Here is a 19,413-nt window from a genome sequence, read left to right as displayed (position 1 = left end):
AGTTTCTATGAAATTTATGTTACATTTTTTATGCATAAAAATGTCGCAATTTGTATTTTTTAGGCATAAAAAAAGCCGCGTAGGTGCGGCTTTTAAAGGTGGATTAAAGTTTAAGCCACTATTCAACTATTTTTTAACACGTCTACGCATAAACGTTGCTGCAAATAGGCCGAAGAAAGCTAACCAGCCCGTTGAAGCACCGCTACGCTCGAACGGTTGCTCATCTTCTGGAATTTCGCACTCATCAATAGAGCCATTAGCGATAGGTGATAATTTTACCGCTACGACAGTATCGACTTCTACGGTTTCACCGTCAGTGTTGATAATGTCAGCACCCGTTACATACTTACTTGTAGCTTTAATACGTGCATTAGCAATAATTTCATTGTCATCGTTAATGTCTACAGCTTCTAACAACTCATAGCTGTTATCACATGACACTAAATCATTTAAGTCGATAAACTCTTCAGTATCGATGTTATACATGAACGCTGCCGTCTCTCGCAGGGTATCGCTTGTCGCATCGACATCGGCTTTACCCACAACAATATTATTGTTGTTTATTGCGTTGGCCGTTACACCAGCGCTTGAGAAAAAGCCTGATGGGTAGTGTTGCTCTTGGGTATCTAAGTTATATACAAATAAGCGCGAACGAGCGATATCACTTTGCGAGCGCAGTACTGCCCCTGTTACCCAGTTCTCATCATTAATGGCAATGGCTTGGCTGAGAAGATTTTCTTCTCTTGGAAGAAGCTCAATGGTTTCGCCATCTCTGAAAACGGTTGCTACACGCTCGCTTTCGCTAAGGCCTGAAGCGTTAGGGCGAGTAATAGTAACTCTGTCACCCGTTAGCCCTTCTCCAACGGCGATACCTTGATTATTAATGTCATAGGCATAGGTGAAATAGTGACGTTCATCGTCTTCATCTGGCTCGAACAGCAGCGGGTAAGTTTCAGTGCTTACCACATCGCCATTTACGTCTATTTGCCAAATAGTTGCGTTTACTTCAGAGAGTAAAACAAAGCCAGGTAAATAGTTTGATGACGTGTTGATGTAGTAGCTAGAAATACGCGGTACCGCAAAATTGCCATTATAAACGGTAAACAAACAACGGCCTTCAGACTGGTCTCCACGCAGTTCGTCATCAGTACAGGTCTCTATAGCGTCATCGACATCATCTCGAAAGCTTACGGTACTAAACCCAGCTACCTGCAAATTAGCGTTTATTGCACGTGCCGAAGAGAAACCGCCTGCTGTTGTGTCAATGGCTGGCAGAACTTTTGTTTCACCTGACGCTTGAACAAAACCTTGCTCTGCTGATTCGCGGTACGTGTAGTTTATCGTATCGCCATCTTCGTTTTCATACGGGTCTAGTACTACTAGCCCCGTCGAATCACCAACAATAAAGTTGCCATTTAAGCTATCTCTGCCTGTGACTTCGACAGACCGAGTATAATCATCGAACTTATCTGTTACTTCATCAAGGCCTGGTACTAGCGAGATATCTTGCGTATCGGTCACATAAGTTCTGAAGGTAGCAAGCTTTTGACCTGTGGTCGCAGTGGTATTTTGCAGCAGGTAATTTACGATAGTCGTGTAATCAATATCTGAAAACACGCCTTGTCGTGCATCTTCTTCATTCTCTAAGCTATCGCCACTGACATCAAAGAAGGTGGTGTCTTCTTCAAGTTGCTCAACGTCAATCGGCGGATTGTATTCAAGTTGAACCACAGACAGCATTTTGCCTGCGTTATCAATTGAGCGAGCAAAATTGTTTCTAGCGGTATCCTGTAAAGGAAGAGGCGTCACTGAATAGGTCGCGGCGAATGCCGAAACACTTCCTGTTGCCAACAGAACGGCGGCGGCAAGCTGAGTTCGTTTCATTTAAAATCCTATTTACTGCTGATTATCTTCCAGCATACTTTCTAGTTCATCCCAGCGCGCATATTTCTGGGAAAGTAATTCTTCTTTTTCCGCCAGTTCGGCTAATGCCTTGGCAGTGGTATCGCTGTCTTGTTTAAAAAAGTCGGGATCGTTGACTTTTTCTTGCATGACCTCTAGCTCTTCCTCTAGCGCTTCTAACGCTTTAGGTAAAGACTCGAGTTCACGCTGATCTTTGTATGATAGCTTTTTCGTCTTACGTGGAGAAGACTTAGCACTAGGACTATGTGAACCTGAATTAGTTTCATTCTTTACCTTGGCTTTTTCGTCCTTTTCAATTTGCTGACGTTTTTCTTGTTGCTCTTTATACCAGTTTTCTACGTCAGTGAAACCCCCAATGAATTCCCTTAACAAACCGTTGCCTTCAAATACCACGCTACTGTTAGCAACGTTATCAACAAATTCCCTATCGTGGCTCACTAAAAGCACGGTACCGGCATACTCGTTCAGTAAGGTTTCGAGCATTTCCAAGGTTTCAACGTCAAGGTCGTTAGTTGGTTCATCGAGCACCAGTACATTACTGGGCTTCAGCATGAGTTTCGCTAACATTAAGCGGTTCTTCTCTCCGCCTGAAAGTGACTTCACAGGCGCATTTACGCGTTCTGGCGTAAATAGGTAATCTTGCAGGTAGCTAATTACATGACGGGGATGGCCGTTAACCATAAGGTCGCGCTTGCCATCACCCACGGCGTCAATAACTGATTTTTCTAAGTCTAAACCGTGACGATGCTGATCGAAATAAGCAACTTCCAAATTTGTGCCTTGCTTACAATTACCCGAATCCGGTTGTAACTCGCCTAAAAGCAGTTTTATTAGCGTACTCTTACCACTACCGTTAGGGCCAATTAACGCCAACTTGTCGCCACGAAGTACATTTAAATTTAAGCCTTTGACGATAGGTTTACCTTCAATGCTGTAGCTTAAATCTTTAACCTCAAACACCATCTTGCCAGAGCGAGCCCCTTGGTGCTGATTAACCACAGCATTCCCTTGTACCGCACGCCGCGCTCTGCGTTCTTCTCGTAACTTTTTGAGGGCACGTACCCGGCCTTCATTACGTGTTCGGCGCGCTTTGATACCTTGACGGATCCATACCTCTTCTTGTGCTAGCTTTTTATCGAATTCCGCATTTTGAGAGGCTTCAACATCGAGGTCGTGCTGCTTTTTCTCTAAGTAGGTTTCATAGTTGCCGGGGTAGCTGGTTACCGTACCTCTATCGAGGTCCACAATGCGTGTAGCCATTGCACGAATAAATGCACGGTCGTGGCTCACAAATACTATCGCACCTTGATAGTTACTCAGGCTTGTCTCAAGCCAGCGTATCATTTCGATATCAAGATGGTTTGTTGGTTCATCTAACAGCAATAAGTCTGGCTGGCGAACAAGGGCTCTCGCGAGGGCTGCTTTTCTGCGCCATCCCCCAGATAGCGTAGATAACGAAATTTCTGGGTCCAGTTTCAGCATTGTTAGCGTTTGCTCAATTTGCTGCTCGAACTGCCACGCGTCTCTTGCCTCTAATTGTTCCTGCAAACGCTGAAGCTTGTTTAAATTTGCTTCACTTGGGTCCTCACCAACAATTCGGGTTTGGTGAAAGTAGTCTTTTAAGGTTTCACCTACATCGGATAGCCCTTCGGCGACATAGTCAAACAAGGTGACGTCTGTGGTTTGCGGTGGGTCCTGCTCTAATCGAGCGATGACCGTATTATTTTCGATGATGCGTTGCCCATCGTCGGCGATAACATCACCGGCAATAACTTTCATCAGGGTAGATTTGCCGCTGCCATTTCGGCCAACTAGACAAACCCGCTCTTTTGGCTGCACGACAAGTTCAACGCCGTCTAAAAGCGGCGGATTTCCATAAATGACAGTGATGTTTTTTAACTGCAAAATGCTCACTGAAGAAACTCCTCTAAATCGGCGGCGGAAAATGGCCAACCAATTTCTTTATTATTATCATCACGCTTCAACACGGGAATACGCGCACCGTACAAATGATACAGTTCGGTGCTATTTCGAATGTTCACTTTCTCTATGGTAAGCGAAGAAAACCTGGATGTGCGCGCAAGTTCGATATCGGCTAAATCACATAAACTGCACTGCGGACCGGTATAGAAGTATATCTTCATGAACGCAACACCCAGCACTGGTGAATTTTGCCCTTACGAGCAAAGTCTTCGGGTATGGTTTCCTTGGTAATATTTTCTACCTGTAAACCAAGTGCTGTAACCGCAGTTTCATCAAGCTTAAAACCGCGCTTGTTGTTAGAGAAAATGATTGTCCCCTGCTCTTTTAAGCAGGCCTTAGCGTCGGTGAGCATTTTCACATGGTCACGCTGCACATCCCACGTATTTTGCATGCGCTTTGAATTTGAAAACGACGGTGGGTCGATAAAAATCAAATCGTATTTGCCTTTATGCGTACCAAGCCATGTTGTGCAATCAGCCTGGATAAAGGCATGAGGACCGCTTAGTTTATTAAGCGCGACATTCTTTTTCGCCCAATCCAGGTAGGTGTTAGACATATCTACCGTGGTAACTGATTTTGCGCCACCCATAGCCGCAAACACTGATACGCTCCCCGTATATGAAAACAGGTTCAGCACGTCTTTACCTTGAGATAAGGCTTTTACCTTTTGGCGGGTGTTTCGATGGTCCAGGAAAAGCCCGGTATCTAAGTAGTCGGTTAGGTTTACGAGAAAACGTGCGCCATTTTCGAACACTTCCATCATTTCGCCAGATTGGTTAATTTTCTCGTACTGCTTGGAGCCCTTTTGCTGAGCACGTACTTTTAGCGCAATATTTTTAGGCGAAACGCCGGTTACGGCTGGCAGGTGAAGTAACACTTCCTGAAGGCGTTTACGGGCCTTGTCTTCAGATACCGTTTTCGGCGGTGCGTATTCTTGTACGACCAACCAGTCGCCATACCTATCCACCGCTACATTGTAATCAGGTAAGTCGGCATCGTATATGCGATAGCAGTTAGTATTGGCGCTCTTGACCCAGCCTTTCATGCGTTTCAGGTTTTTCTTTAAACGGTTGGCAAATTCGTGATTGCCCGCATCTTCACTAAATTGAACGGTGTTTTGTTCATCTAACACATAGTTAGCTAAGCGACATTCTAACTTACCGTTATTCATGGCATAGTCTTTGGTTGCGCGAAGCTTCAACACCCGTAGCAAGTCACGGTTGCTGCTAAGCAGCGATACATGCCAGCCTTTCCAGGCTTCTTTAAAGCGCTTACCCCAATCGCTAAAAAGCGGGATGAGCGACGTTAATTCACCTAAACGCTCGCCGTATGGTGGGTTAGACACCACATAGCCTGGTGTAGCCACAGGTGGAGACGATTTCGTAGCGTCTTGCTGAGAAAAAGAAATATCGTTGAATACGCCTGCAAAATCGGCATTTGCTTTGGCAATGGCCACCATTTTGCGGCTAAAATCACCGGCGTATATACCGCCACCACAGCTTGGCTTTTGCACCGAAATTGCATCTTCAAGTAGGCTATCCCACAACGTCGCTTCATGACCAAGCCACTTAGTAAAACCCCAGTATGAGCGCTTGATGCCCGGCGCAATATTGCGGGCAATGTAGGCGGCTTCTATAGCAATGGTTCCCGACCCGCACATTAAATCGACCAGGGGCGCATCGGTATTTTCAGTCCAGCCACTTCGCATTAGCATCGCGCTTGCAATATGCTCTTTGAGCGGTGCATCACCAGTTTCCTGCCTGTAAGCGCGCTGGTGCAAACTTGCTCCAGCTAAATCAATGCCTAAAATCACGTTATCGCGATGTAGCCTTGCGTAAACCGAGATATCTGGCGTTTTTCGCTCTACCGACGGGCGAGGCAGACCTTGCTCAACGAAAGAGTCAACAATGGCGTCTTTTACGCGAACCGCACCAAATTGGGTATTTTTGATAGCGAAGTTGGTTCCAATAAACTGTACAGATAACGTATGACGTGAATCCATCTGCATTTGCCAGTCGATACCCATTGCTGTGTTATAAAGTGCTTCAGCATCACCCGCTTTGCCCGATGCTAACACCCAGATCACGCGATTTGCTAAACGCGACCACAAACAAAGTTTGTAAGCGTCTTCCTTACTACCTTCAAACTGTATAGTGCCTGGTCCTTGCTTTATCTGAGCGTCTGGACAAAGAGTTAGCACTTCTTGTTTTAATAGTTCGTCAAGACCGCGACTGGTCGTAACCAGAATAGTATTCATTCATGTACCTGTAGTTTATGTACGTGCTTAAATCATATAAACACGTACATGAGAAATTGGTTTCGGGGGTATTATAACGCGTTTACGATGCGTTTAACGAGTGACGGGCCTTGATAAATAAAAGCCGAGTAAACCTGAACAAGCGAAGCCCCCGCATCTAGACGTGCCTGCGCCGCCTTTGGGGAGTCTATACCGCCTACACCAATTATAGGAATAGCGCGATCTAACGCTTTATTTAGCTTACGCGTCACCTCTAGGCTCATATCTGTCATGACCGAGCCGCTTAGGCCACCCATTTCATCGGCGTGTTTCAGGCCTTGTACTGCATCTCGCGATAAAGTGGTGTTCGTTGCAATAACGCCATCCATCTTACTGTTTATAAGTGAAGCAGCAATGCTTTCAATTTCTACGTCACTTAAATCTGGTGCTATTTTAATAAAAAGCGGCACATATTTACTGTGCGTTTGTGTAAGGGTTTCTTGTGCAGCTTTAAGGCCGACAAGTAACTTATCTAGCGCTTCACCGTATTGAAGGTTTCTAAGCCCCGGTGTATTTGGCGAGGAGATATTGATGGTTACATAACTGGCATAGGGATAAACCTTGTTTAAACAAATCAGGTAATCATCGAGGGCATTGGCCTCTTCAGTGTCTTTGTTCTTACCTATGTTAATGCCAATCGGGCCCTTAAACTGCGCTTTTTTAACTTGCTCGATAAGATGATCGACACCTTTATTATTAAACCCCATGCGGTTAATAATGGCGTGTTTTTCAGGAATTCTAAACAAACGAGGCTTCGGATTACCCGGCTGCGGCCGTGGTGTAACCGTGCCAATTTCAACGAAACCAAAACCCATACTTGCAAATGCGTCAATACAGTCCCCGTTTTTATCCAGACCAGCAGCAAGGCCAACCGGGTTATCGAATGTCATGCCAGCCACAGTGACAGGCTTTTTGACTGTGGGTGCGCTGTACATCCATTTCAGCGGTGTATGTTGGGTCTTGTTTAACCAGTTAATGGTGAAATCGTGACTTTTTTCAGGCTCACACTGAAGTAGAAATTTTTGCACTAGGGATTGCATGGTGGTTTCGATCGCTCGCTAAAAAAAAGCCCTGCTAAACAGGGCTTATATCTTTAAGGTGCGCCTATTCTAATGGTTAGACTTCACGCTTAAAAGCATCAATTCACGTAAAGCGACAGAAAATTTCGCAAATTCGTGTGTCGTACTGGTCTTAAACTCTGACATCATTTGATACCAGCGCTTAAGTAGTACCTGATTACTTTCAATCCATTCATCTAAAATTTGATCAGCGTCGCTTATATCCCCACGTGACGCTAATAAGTTAGCGGCGATAGAGCGCTGTTGCCAATCAAGCTCTTCTCGATATGAGGCACGTGCTAACGCTTGCCAATGGTTACTTACAGCCTGATTGTTAATCTGATCTAAGAACCAATGCAGTTCTAAACGAGAGCCCAGTTGATAATAAAGCTTAGCAACAACATCCGTATCGTGCTTGTCTGCTTCCACAATTTGAGCCAGGTCGAAACTAGAGAACATATTCGAGAAGCTCGCCACTTGATAGGCGATATCTTGTGGCACACCCTTATCAATATATTGTTGGGTGGCAGCTTCAAGCTGTTTGTACTCACTTTCCACTAAATAGTGCTGCAAATTCTTAGAAAGAATATCAAAGGTGCCGCGATAGCTTTCAATTGCCTCTTCGATACTTTGAGACTTATTGCCGTGTCGAATGTACCAACGCGACGCGCGACGCATTGTTCTGCGCGCTTCATCTAGCATTTTAAGCTGAAGTTTTGCTGGAATTGCATTGTCTAATTCTTCTATACGCGCCCACAAGGTCTTCATGTTGAAGATACCGTGCACAATAGCGTAGGCATTGGCAATTTCGCTGACGCTGGCACCCGTTTCTTCTTGCATTCTAAATACAAAGTTAAGGCCCATGTCATTAACCATATTGTTGGTTAATTTCGTTGCAATGATTTCGCTTCGAAGCGGGTGTTGCTGCATGTGTGTAGCGAACTTCTCACGCAGTATTTTGGGGAACGCTTCTACTAATAGCTTGCCGTGGTAAGCATTGTCAGTAATTTCAGGAATATTGAGTGCGTCTTTAAGCACCATTTTTCCGTAAGCAATCAAAACGCTCAGCTCGGGACGCGTCAAACCTTGATCGGTCGCCACGCGGTCTGATATCTCATCATCACTTGGAATAAATTCCAGTTCGCGGTTTAACTGGCCTTCGCGCTCTAAGCCATGGATGAAGCGAAGTTGCTCTTTTAGCTGCTTAACGCCAGCTAGCTCGGTAATGGAGATAGACTGGGTTTGGCGATAGCAGTCTTTAAGTACAATTTCGCTAACATCGTCGGTCATATCGTAAAGCAACTTATTGCGCTGCTTAAGGGTTAGCTCACCGTCGTTAACCAAACTATTAAGCAATATTTTAATATTTACTTCGTTATCTGAGCAGTCGACGCCACCTACGTTGTCAATAAAGTCGGTATTAACACGACCGCCGTTTGCGGCATATTCAATTCGACCTAATTGGGTTAGGCCAAGGTTGCCACCCTCGCCTACAATTTTCGCTTGAACATCGCGGCCATTAACGCGTAAGTCGTCGTTGGCGCGATCGCCTACTTCAGAATGCGATTCTTTTTTGCTCTTAATGTAGGTACCAATACCGCCATTCCAAAGAAGATCTACTGGCATCTTTAGAATGTTATGAATAAGTTCATTAGGGGTCATCGTTAACTGACGTGTGCCTAACCACTTTTTCATTTCAGGCGTTAGTTTGATAGATTTTGACGCACGACTAAATACACCGCCCCCTTTCGATATCAGCTTGCTATCGTAGTCTTCCCAGCTAAGGCGTGGGTTTTCGAACAGGCGTTGGCGTTCTTTGTAACTCGCAGCTGCATCCGGGTTGGGATCGAAGAAAATGTGCATGTGGTTAAATGCAGCAATCAAACGGGTGTGCTCTGAAAGCAGCATACCGTTGCCAAACACATCGCCCGCCATATCACCCACACCCGCGCAGGTGAAATCAGTAGTCTGGCAGTCTATGCCAATCTCTCTAAAGTGGCGTTTAACCGATTCCCAGCCGCCACGAGCAGTGATACCCATTTTCTTATGGTCGTACCCAATGCTACCACCAGAGGCAAACGCATCACCTAACCAAAAGCCAAAGTCTTCTGCGATACCGTTAGCAATATCAGAGAACGTAGCAGTTCCTTTGTCGGCCGCAACCACCAAGTAAGGGTCTTCATCGTCAAGGCGAACTACATCTTTAGGTGGAACAATTTCACCGTTAACAATGTTATCGGTAATATCCAGTAAGCTGGTGATAAAGATGCGATAACATGCTTGACCTTCTGCTTGGATAGCCTCGCGCCCTTGGCCTACAGGCAGATTCTTACAGACAAACCCACCTTTTGCGCCAACCGGTACGATAACCGTATTTTTAACTTGCTGTGCTTTTACCAGGCCAAGTACTTCGGTTCTGAAGTCTTCTTGTCGGTCTGACCAGCGTAGGCCACCGCGTGCAACTTTACCGCCTCGAAGGTGCACACCTTCAACCCGCGGGCTGTAAACAAAAATTTCAAATTTCGGTAAAGGCAGCGGCATTTCAGGAATAAGTTCAGGCATCATCTTAAATGAGACATAAGATTTCTCATCGCCTGCTTCATCATTCTGATAGAAGTTCGTGCGCAAAGTGGCAGACATCATATCAAGGTAACGACGAATTATACGGTCGTCATCTAAGTTACTAACGTTGTCTAGTTGTGCCTTGATGGTGTCTAAAAGTGCCTCTTCTTTTTTCTCACTACGCTTTTTCTTCGGATTGAAGCGCTGGTCGAAAAAGTCCACCAGTAAACGGGCAATGTCTGGGTAATTAGCTAACGTATTAGCAATATAGTCACGACTGAAGGAGCTACCGGTTTGACGCATGTACTTAGCATAAGCGCGCAATACGGTTACCTTACGCCCCGTCATGTTCGCGCCTAAAATAAGGCGGTTGAATGCGTCGTCTTCTAACGTTTTGTACCACACCTTTGCAAACGCGTCTTGGAACAGGACTTGCGCCTTTTCCATGTCAAAATGCTGGCCGCTTTTGTGCAGCATGGTGAAGTCCATGACCCAATTACGCTCACCTTCTGAACATGTGATTTTATATGGGCTCTCGTCGATTACGCGTAACCCAAAATTCTCAAGCATAGGCAAAACGTCTGATAAGTGAATAGGCTCTGCGCGATGGAAAAGCTTAAGCTTAACCACCTGACTGTCGGCGCCTTCTTCTTGCGGACGATAGAACAGCATATCAAGGGTATGGTTGTCGTCTAGGGTCTCAAGTTTGCCGATATCAACCAGTGCAGCCGATGGAAGGTTGTGTTCCATGTAGCTTCGAGAGAACGCGTTGTTATACTTGCGTTCTAGCGCTTTGCCTGACGCCTCACCGTGGGCGGCTGAAATTGCTGACGCTAGTCTGTCGTTCCACGTTTTGGTCAACTCAATAATGTTTTGCTCTATTTCCTTCACATCGAATTCCGCGTTGTTGTCGTTGACTCTCGCAATATAGTGCGTACGGGCATATACAGACTCTGAGAAGAAAGTAGTAAATTCCACTTCCTCTGCTGCACCTAAGGACGCTTTTAAAAGCGCTTGTGTTTCTTTTCTTAGCTCAGTGTTGTAGCGCTCTCTTGGAACAAAAACCATGCATGAGAAAAAGCGGCCAAATGTATCTTTTCGAATAAACAGACGAGAAATACCGCGCTCTTGCATCTGAAAGATGCCCATTACAATTTGAGCAAGTTCTTCTGCCGGCGTTTGAAGAAGCTCATCACGAGGATAGGTCTCAATAATGTTTGCGAAGGCCTTGTAGGCATGGGTACCTGGTTCAAAACCTGAGAGCTCACAGATTCGCTTAATTTTCTCTCGAAGAATAGGTAGTTGGGTAACGCTATTATTGTAAAAAGAAGCCGAATACAAACCTAGGAAACGATGCTCTCCCACAACTTGACCAACTTTATTAAACTCTTTAACACCCACGTAATCCATGTAGGCAGGTCGGTGTACGCGAGCGCGTGAATTGGTTTTAGTTAGAATTAACGGATTCTTGCTAAGAGCTTCGGCTCTTGCTGAAGCAGGCAAGCGAGACAACAAACGTTCTCGGTCATTAATCGAGTTTTTTAGCAACCCAAGGCTAGTATCGTTTTGCGGTATCCATCTATGATCACCTTCAATAGCTTTAACGTCGTAATAACGATAGCCCATCATGGTGAAGTTATGATCGCCCAGCCACTCTAAATACGCTTTAGTTTGCTTTTTCGCGTCTGCAGAAACAGGCCAATTAAACGTAGCGCTCTTTTTTATCACTTCTTGTAGTGTGTTGGTCATTCCCTGCCAGTCTTTGACGGCTAGAGACACTTCATCAACCACTGAATAAAGCTCTTGCGTTAATGCATCAATGTCTTTTTTCGACGTTTGTGTATCAATTTCGATAAACAAAACGGTTTCTTTTTTCGCGCCATTAATAATCTTCCCCGGCTCTGCAAACGCGTCGACTTTGTTTGAGTTGTCTCGCTTGATGCCAATGGGGCTATGAAGAAATAAATGAGCGGTAATATTTAGTCGGTTCAGCAACATACGCACAGAATCAACTAAAAATGGCATATCCGAAACGATAATTTCAACAATCGTATGACTAGAGTGCCATCCATGCTTGGCTATTTCTGGATTAAAAACGCGAATATAAGGCGATGTATTATCGAACTTTGCTAGTCCGTTCCATAAACTAAGTGTTGCACCATACAGGTCGCTGTCGTTGCGATTTTCTAAGTCATCGCTTGATATGTTTTTATACAACAGACGTCCGAATTGCTGCACAAGAGACTTCTGCTTGGTATCTACTTTCTTGTCGATAAGTGCAAATACATTGTCTAGCAGTACTGAGTGTCGCTGTGAGGTGACTGTCATTTGTTAACCTTTTTTGAATGTCGTAATACCAATCCGACTTGGTATAAGTGCCGAGTACCAAACTATTTTCTCTAATAAATGGCGCTAATGAAAGCCCATTTTTAACCTTATATTAACAGCATAGATAACTATGCAAAAAAGACCCAAAAAAAAGGGCCTAACGGCCCTTTTTTCTGCTTAGCTATGCAAAAATAATTTATGCACCGGGGTCGTTCTTATTCCACCATAGGAATCTTGCAAGTGCGGGCAGTACAATTATTGCCCCAAGCATGTTTACTACGAACATAAATGTAAGCAGTATACCCATATCCATCTGGAACTTAAGTGATGAGAACACCCATGTGCTCACGCCTATTGCTAGCGTAATACCGGTAAATAAAACAGCGCTTCCACGCTCTTTAAGTGCGGCGAAATAAGCTTCTTGCACCGTCGCACCTTTCTTCAACATTAAGCTCTTCGTAGAGAGTATATAAATACCATAGTCCACTCCGATGCCCACGCCAAGTGCGATAACTGGTAACGTAGAAACGGTGAGGCCAATTTGAAGGTATGTCATCAGTGCTTGGGCCAATACTGACACCACGTAAAGTGGGATAACCACTACTAAGGTCGCTCTGATTGAGCGGAAGCTAATAAGACATAGCGCAATTACCGCACCGAACACGTAAAGCATCATTGGGTCTTGCGCTGCACTCACTGCTTCATTAGTTGCGGCCATTACACCCACTGGGCCAGACGCTAAGCTAAACTTCATATCGTCACTTTGGTATTCAGCGCGATATGACTTAACGGCGTCAACGACGCGAGAAATCGTTTCAGCTTTATGATCTTCCATAAACAGGATTATAGGCATGACCGAGCAGTCGCCGTTTAATAGACCTGATGATGTTGGAACACGAGAAATAGCTTGAACTAAGGTTTGCTGGTTGCGCGGAATGACTTGCCACTTGACGTTACCTTCGTTGTAACCTGCATTTACAATTTTCGCTACCGAGGCCAACGATACTGCCGATTGAACACCTTGTACGTTTTCCATTTTCCACTGGAAGTCATCCATGGCCTTCATCACGCTATGCGATGTACATGCCTCTGGCGTAGTTTCTACCAAAATGGAAATGTAATCGACCGTAACTTCGTACTTGTCGGTAATAAGGAAAGTGTCTTGGTTGTATCGCGACGTCTCATGAAGTGCAGGTGCACCAGCATGCAAGTCCCCTATTTTCATATTCTGAGCTTGGAAGTGCCCGAATACAAATAAGATAGCGGTGACAATTAAGATGATTGCCGCCGGCTTTTTACGCGAACAAGATGCAATCACTTCCCAGAATTTTGAATTGGCGTTTTCCTTACCCGCAAATTTTTCTACATACTTTTGGTCAAGTTTCAAGAAACTCATCAATACAGGAAGCAGTAATAGGTTGGTAAGTATAATTACCGCCACACCCATACTCGCTGTTATTGCCAGTTCACGAATGATACCGATATCGATAACCAGTAGTGTCATAAAGCCTACTGTATCGGACAACAGCGCTATTCCGCCTGGAACCAACAAGTTTCTAAACGCCGCCATCGAGGCACGTTTTGCACCAATGCCTGTTACCGCGTGCTTTTCTACCGCATTGATCATCTGTACGCCGTGACTTACACCAATCGCAAATACAAGGAATGGAACCAAAATTGACATAGGGTCCATACCAAAGCCAATTGAAGTCAATAACCCGAGCTGCCAAATAACCGCAATAATCGAACATACTAACGGTAAAATAGTGAGCATAATGCTTCGAGAGAAGAAATACACCATAACCGCTGTGATAGCGATAGCTATGGCGAAAAAGACCAGTACGTCTTTTGCACCATCCGCCACATCGCCAATCATTTTCGCGAAGCCGATAATATGAATAGAAGTGTTATCGTTTTCGTATTGACCGCGAAGTTGCTCTTCAAGCTCTGCTGCCAGTGCTAGGGTGTCTAGCGGCTCACCGGTTTGAGGGTCAATATCAAGCAGTTGGGCTGTCACCATGGCGCAGCTGTAATCGCTTGAAACTTGTCGACCAACAATATTGGCCTTCTCAACGTTTGCTGCAACAAGCTCTAGGGCTTCGGGATTAGATGAATTGAAATCAGCCGGAATTACAGGCCCGCCAGCAAATCCGCCCTCTACAATCTCGGTAAAGCGGGTTGACGGAGAAAAAAGAGAAATAACCAGAGAACGGTTAACACCATTAATAAAAAACAACTGATCGTGAACATTCTTAAGGGTATCGAAGAAGTTTTGATTATAGATATTGTCGTTTTTATCACACACGGATACTAGAATATTATTTGCCCCACCAAAATCTTGGCGATGCTCAATATAGGTTTTCATGTATTCGTGATTTAGCGGAATGTTTTTTTCAAAACCTGCGTCTAGGCGCATTTGTGAGGCTTGGTAACCTAGAAAAACCGTCGCAATGGTGAATAACGCCACCACAATCTTTCGGTTACCAAACACTAATTTTTCAAGGAAATGGGTCATTGTTCTTATACTGCCCTATTTTAAATTCAACGTTTTAATGCCATTTGCGGTAACAGCAATGCTTGTACCGTTAAACTGTGTGGCATTTAAAAGCGCGGCTTTATCTTTAATCTGAGATACGACAATGCCATCGTCAGCTTTGCAATCCGAAGGGTTGGCATAAGGGTCACGCATGCTAGTTGGAAGTGGGCGCTGTGCGCTAACCATCATTCCGTTGTTACCTAAAGCATAAACCTTCGACTCAGAGCCAATAAGAATTGAGTTAAGCGTACTGGTTGAACAGGTCTGAACGTACTCCCACTCACCTTGGTTTTTATTTACAAAAATGTTCCCGCGAAGGCCCACCGCCAAAACGGTGTTTTCATCTAACGGTTTAATATCGAAGAATGACCCTGTGTAATCAACAAAATAGCGCTCCCACGACTTCCCATATCGGTACTTTTGGCAACAAACCTGCTTCGCCCGCAAGGTAAAGCGTATCACCGTCAAGGGTAACGCGATTAAGGTGGGGTAATATAGATTCAAGTTCTTGTTGATAAAACGCCTCGTCTTCTTTGCGAACCTCTTCGAGATATTCTTGATCCATGGGGTCAAGCAGGCTGGCATGACGCTCCGCAGCCCACGTCTTCCCACCGTCTAAAGTACGATAAAACAGGCCATAGGCACCTGTAGCGATACCTTGCTTATCATCAAAGAATAATACATCTAAAAATGGGCGTTGAAGATCAGGTTGATAATTTTGTATCTCCCAGGTTTCGCCCTTATCTGAAGAGTGAAGAATGACAGCGTCGTGACCTACTGCCCAAATATTTTCTCCAACAACCGTAGTTGCTGTAAGCGTTGATTGAGTTGGTACGGCTTTTTGATTAAACGCCTTACCATCTTCTGACACTAATACGTGACCGCGTTCACCGACAATAACGACAAATGAATCAGCGTCTATGTCCAAAAGAACCGATTGCTCAACCAATGGTGCCATGAATGCTTCTTCGGCAAGTGCAGCTGTAGAGTAATTAACTGCGAATGTGGCGGCAATGCACGCTGCAATGGTTTTTTTCATAATTAACCATTCCCCCTATTTATAATTGTCTGCATACAAAAACGGTTGGCCATTGCCAACCGTTTGTTGTGTAAGGCGATTAGCGCATACCTTCTCGTCGTAACGCCTGAGGCGTAAATTCTACGTCTCGGGGGCGTACGGTGAAGTCGTACATCTGCTCTTCGTTATCAAGGCCAATGGCCAAGTAACGACGAGAGTTCAAATCGTAATACGCATCTAGCGTTGACCACTGTGTAGGAACTTCATAGTAGTTCACACCATAAGCTACACCAACTCGATAGAGTTCGCCACGATTATCATACATATCAGCAACTTGAATTTGCCAGCTATCTTCATCAATGAAGAATACACGTTTTTGATAAATGTGACGGAAACCTTCTTTCAGCGTTGCTTCAACAACCCATACACGGTGTTTTTCCCAACGTGTAAGGTCTGGGTTAACGTGATTTGGCTTTAGAATATCTTCGTAAGAAGCACTATCTGAATGCAGTGCATAGTTGTTATACGCAACATACATTTCTTTCTTACCAACGAGGTTCCAGTCATAACGGTTTGGAGAGCCGTTAAACATATCAAAATCATCGGTAGTACGTAGGCCATCAGCCGCTGTTCCTGGCGTGTCGTAGGCGATATTAGGTGCTAGGCGAACACGACGCTGACCGGTGTTATACGTCCACGCTTTACGCGGCTCTTTAACTTGGTCAACCGTTTCGTGTACAAGCAACGCTGTCCCTGCCAAACGTGCTGGTTTAGTTACCTTTTGCTTAAACATAAACAAAATGTTGTCTTCTGTAAGCTTCTCTGGCGTCGCGTCTTCTTCTGCATATTTAATAAGCAACTGCTCATCAAAACCGATTACGTTGTAATCACCACCGGTAGTAACTGCTGCTTGTCCACCGTTACGCTGAACCGCTGCTCCGCGATAACGAAGAATATGGTTCCATATCGCTTCTAAGCCATTTTGTGGTACAGGGAATGGAATACCCAATACTGCACCCTTAATGCCGTTACCATCGTCAAGCAATTCAGCGCGTGTTGCGTTTACCTTAGTTGCATCATAAATCGCCTGAGGGTTCGACGCAGAACGACGGGTTGGGTAAACCGGCATGCGGAACGTTTCTGGATACGCTTCAAACAGTTTTTTCTGGCCTTCAGATAAGAAGTCCGCATACTCTTTGTAGTTTTGTGCGGTTATCTCAAAAAGCACCTTATCTTCTGGGTATGGGTCAGGGTGATGATCACCTACTGTGTAACCAGCCGGTGCTGAGGTAATACCGCCAGTCCAAGCAGGGATACTGCCATCAGCATTACCCGCTTTTTCTGCGCCAAGCGGCGTAAGTTCGTTACCTAATTTGTTTGCGTCTGCTTCAGACACTTTAGCCATAGCGCTTGCACCAGATAAAGCCAGTGACAAGGCAGCTGCAATAATTCCTACTTTTCTAATCATAAAAACCACTCTTAGATTGCGTATTTGATGTTAAATGAAATGAAGTCTCTGTCAGATAGCGCATTAGTTGTACCAATGCCGCCCCAGAACGCACTGTAAGACGCCGTTGCAGACCATTTACTTAAATAGTCGAACGTGAAAGAAAGTGCAGCAGACTTAACATCTTCTGTGAAAAGGAATAATGGATCTGGCGTAGTACCCTCAACGTCATGAGAGAAAGTACCGCGAACACGAAGGTTCATGCCAGCGAATATTGAGTTGTAGTCAGCAACCGCCAATAAGCGATAGCCCCACGCGTCGTCAGTTGCAAACGGGTTAGTCTCTGGGCCGTCTGAAAGCCCAATATGTAGACCTTCACGAGAGTTACCGTTAATTGGTTCGAGCGACGGTGTACGAGCAGTACCCGGTGCATTTAAACGAATGACGTCTGGGTCTGGCATATCAACAACGTTTACATAACCTACTTCACCGAGAAGTACGAAGTTGTCAGAACCAAATTTAGGGCCAAATACGTGTGAGGCAGTAAACTGCATTTGCCATGTATCAGAGAATAGATAACCTTCCGCTATCTCGCCTGGACCTACTGCTCTTCCGATATTGTTTAGCTGTGAAATACCTCCAAAATCAGGACGTAGCCCAGCATTCGCAAGCTGCTCTGGCATACCCATGTAAAGCAATTCAACATCATCGATTTGAAGCGGCTCATCCACGCGGTAAGCAAATTCACCCGCAAGAGCCGTAGTACCGATATTAGTGTTAAAGCTCATACCATAAAGTTTGATATCTTCTGGGTAGAAGAACTCTGACTGTGTAAATGCACCCAGTTCAGTGATGTTGTCGCGAGTAACGGTATTAGATGCTAGGAACGCGAGATCTGCGCCAATACCTTCAGCAGTAAAGTCTGATGTCTTACCTGAAATAAGCGGGCGTTGGCTGTGGTAATTGATGTGATAGAAACTAAACTCTGTTTCATTCAAATTCTCAGCGAACCACGTCAAGCGCAAGCCATATTGACCTTGGTCGTCTGCATCATTATGCGCATCATCCGAGAAGCCACGAATGACAACTTTTGTCGGATAAGCGAGATAAGCCTGAGATATATCTGCAGCATCAGCGCCTGAACGTAATAAATCACCGTAACCATTCAATGCAGTCAATAAATGATCTAGGTCAATATCAGGGTTACCACTAAAACCTAATTGAATATTCTGGCGTTGACCGCCCTCACCTGCAAAGTCGTTGCCCGCGAAGTAGCTGCCAGAAACAGGAAGCCAGCTGCGCTCCCATTCGTACTGGTAATAACCAGAAATACTCACTGTGTCAGTCAAACCTAAAGACGCGTACACCATCCCTACTGGAAGGAATACTTCTTTAAGTTCTGCACCTGGAGCACGAGCGCGAGTTACATCAACAGGGTTCGTTGTATTAATACCGTGCTGGATGAATGTACTTTCACCCCAACTGATCACCTGACGGCCTACACGAAGCGTAAATGGTTTGTCGCCAATCCACCAATCGCCATAGAAGAATGCGTCGTAAAGACGTACATCGGTACACAGTAGGTCTTCTGCTTCGGGGTCTTGACACAAGTCGTATTGGTTACCCGTTATTGGGTTAGAGTATGGACGGTCGCCGTCCATTTGCTCAAAGTCGTAGAACCAGAAACCACGGGCGAAGAAACCGTAATCGCCGAAGTTAATATCTAATTCATGTGTACCTGAAATTTGCGTTGCAAACGCGTCACCTGGATCGTGTGCAAGGTTACCAAGGTCACCATTAGTAGAATAAGCACCATCGGCTAAACCCCACACATCGCCACTTGGGTATAAAGGATTGAATGCTGCGTGATAACCGCTCCAATCGAACTGAGGGTGGTTACTGTTACCGATAAGGTCGTAATCTCGTGCTTCAGTTCGAATGCTAGTAGCTAAGGTAAATGTTGAATCTAAAGATATACTCACATCACCTACCTGCCAATTTGCAGCGTGTACAGGTACTGCAGCAGCACCTAACAGTGAGAGAACTCCCGCTGCTACCGGTGATATCTTAAAAGCGCTAGGCCCGTTTTTCATATTTTTATACTCCCAAGTCGATGTGACTTAATACGTGACATCATGACCAACCATAACGATTAACAAAATCATTACATCATTTTGCCACAACCGCAAGAACTAATCCTACCAGTTAACAAAATTTACAACATTAGTCGTATCAAATAGTTATTGCTTTATTGTGAATATA

At 44.9% G+C, this 19,413-nt stretch carries 11 protein-coding genes; all 11 read right to left on the bottom strand.

Annotated elements, in window-relative coordinates; translation table 11 throughout:
- Window positions 1–126: 126 nt before the first annotated feature.
- Window positions 127–1,884 carry a DUF3466 family protein gene (locus MADE_RS10125; protein WP_015067274.1) on the bottom strand — a complete coding sequence of 586 codons (1,758 nt, stop codon included), beginning with the start codon at window positions 1,882–1,884 and terminating at the stop codon, window positions 127–129.
- Between the two features lie 12 nt (window positions 1,885–1,896).
- Complete coding sequence (gene uup, locus MADE_RS10120; protein WP_012518500.1) at window positions 1,897–3,837, bottom strand: ATP-binding cassette ATPase Uup; 1,941 nt, start codon at window positions 3,835–3,837, stop codon at window positions 1,897–1,899.
- Window positions 3,834–4,067, bottom strand: coding sequence for a glutaredoxin family protein (locus MADE_RS10115; protein ID WP_020743623.1), 234 nt, complete (start codon window positions 4,065–4,067; stop codon window positions 3,834–3,836). Before MADE_RS10115 ends, uup begins: the two co-directional genes overlap by 4 nt.
- Window positions 4,064–6,163, bottom strand: a complete 2,100-nt coding sequence (gene rlmKL / locus MADE_RS10110; RefSeq protein ID WP_012518498.1) for a bifunctional 23S rRNA (guanine(2069)-N(7))-methyltransferase RlmK/23S rRNA (guanine(2445)-N(2))-methyltransferase RlmL — start codon at window positions 6,161–6,163, stop codon at window positions 4,064–4,066. The genes MADE_RS10115 and rlmKL overlap by 4 nt, the downstream gene beginning before the upstream one ends.
- A 71-nt stretch (window positions 6,164–6,234) precedes the next feature.
- On the bottom strand, window positions 6,235–7,242 hold the full coding sequence (pyrD, locus tag MADE_RS10105) for a quinone-dependent dihydroorotate dehydrogenase (RefSeq protein ID WP_020743622.1): 1,008 nt from the start codon (window positions 7,240–7,242) through the stop codon (window positions 6,235–6,237).
- A gap of 69 nt (window positions 7,243–7,311) precedes the next feature.
- Complete coding sequence (locus MADE_RS10100; protein ID WP_020743621.1) at window positions 7,312–12,150, bottom strand: NAD-glutamate dehydrogenase; 4,839 nt, start codon at window positions 12,148–12,150, stop codon at window positions 7,312–7,314.
- Between the two features lie 196 nt (window positions 12,151–12,346).
- Window positions 12,347–14,665 (bottom strand): efflux RND transporter permease subunit, encoded by a 2,319-nt coding sequence (locus MADE_RS10095; RefSeq protein ID WP_023559714.1) that lies wholly within the window; start codon window positions 14,663–14,665, stop codon window positions 12,347–12,349.
- A 15-nt stretch (window positions 14,666–14,680) separates the two neighbouring features.
- Window positions 14,681–15,133 (bottom strand): beta propeller repeat protein, encoded by a 453-nt coding sequence (locus MADE_RS20895; RefSeq protein ID WP_232363055.1) that lies wholly within the window; start codon window positions 15,131–15,133, stop codon window positions 14,681–14,683.
- Complete coding sequence (locus tag MADE_RS20890; RefSeq protein WP_232363054.1) at window positions 15,066–15,725, bottom strand: WD40/YVTN/BNR-like repeat-containing protein; 660 nt, start codon at window positions 15,723–15,725, stop codon at window positions 15,066–15,068. The genes MADE_RS20895 and MADE_RS20890 overlap by 68 nt, the downstream gene beginning before the upstream one ends.
- 79 nt (window positions 15,726–15,804) lie before the next feature.
- Complete coding sequence (locus MADE_RS10085; protein WP_023559713.1) at window positions 15,805–17,172, bottom strand: DUF1329 domain-containing protein; 1,368 nt, start codon at window positions 17,170–17,172, stop codon at window positions 15,805–15,807.
- 11 nt (window positions 17,173–17,183) lie between these two features.
- A complete protein-coding gene (locus MADE_RS10080) occupies window positions 17,184–19,244 on the bottom strand; it encodes a DUF1302 domain-containing protein (protein WP_023559712.1) in 2,061 nt (686 codons plus the stop codon).
- Window positions 19,245–19,413: the final 169 nt, after the last annotated feature.

It is taken from the genome of Alteromonas mediterranea DE, assembly GCF_000020585.3.
GTDB lineage: Bacteria > Pseudomonadota > Gammaproteobacteria > Enterobacterales > Alteromonadaceae > Alteromonas > Alteromonas mediterranea.
Note: the sequence above shows the minus strand (reverse complement) of the source record. Positions and strands in the feature narration are given on the sequence as shown.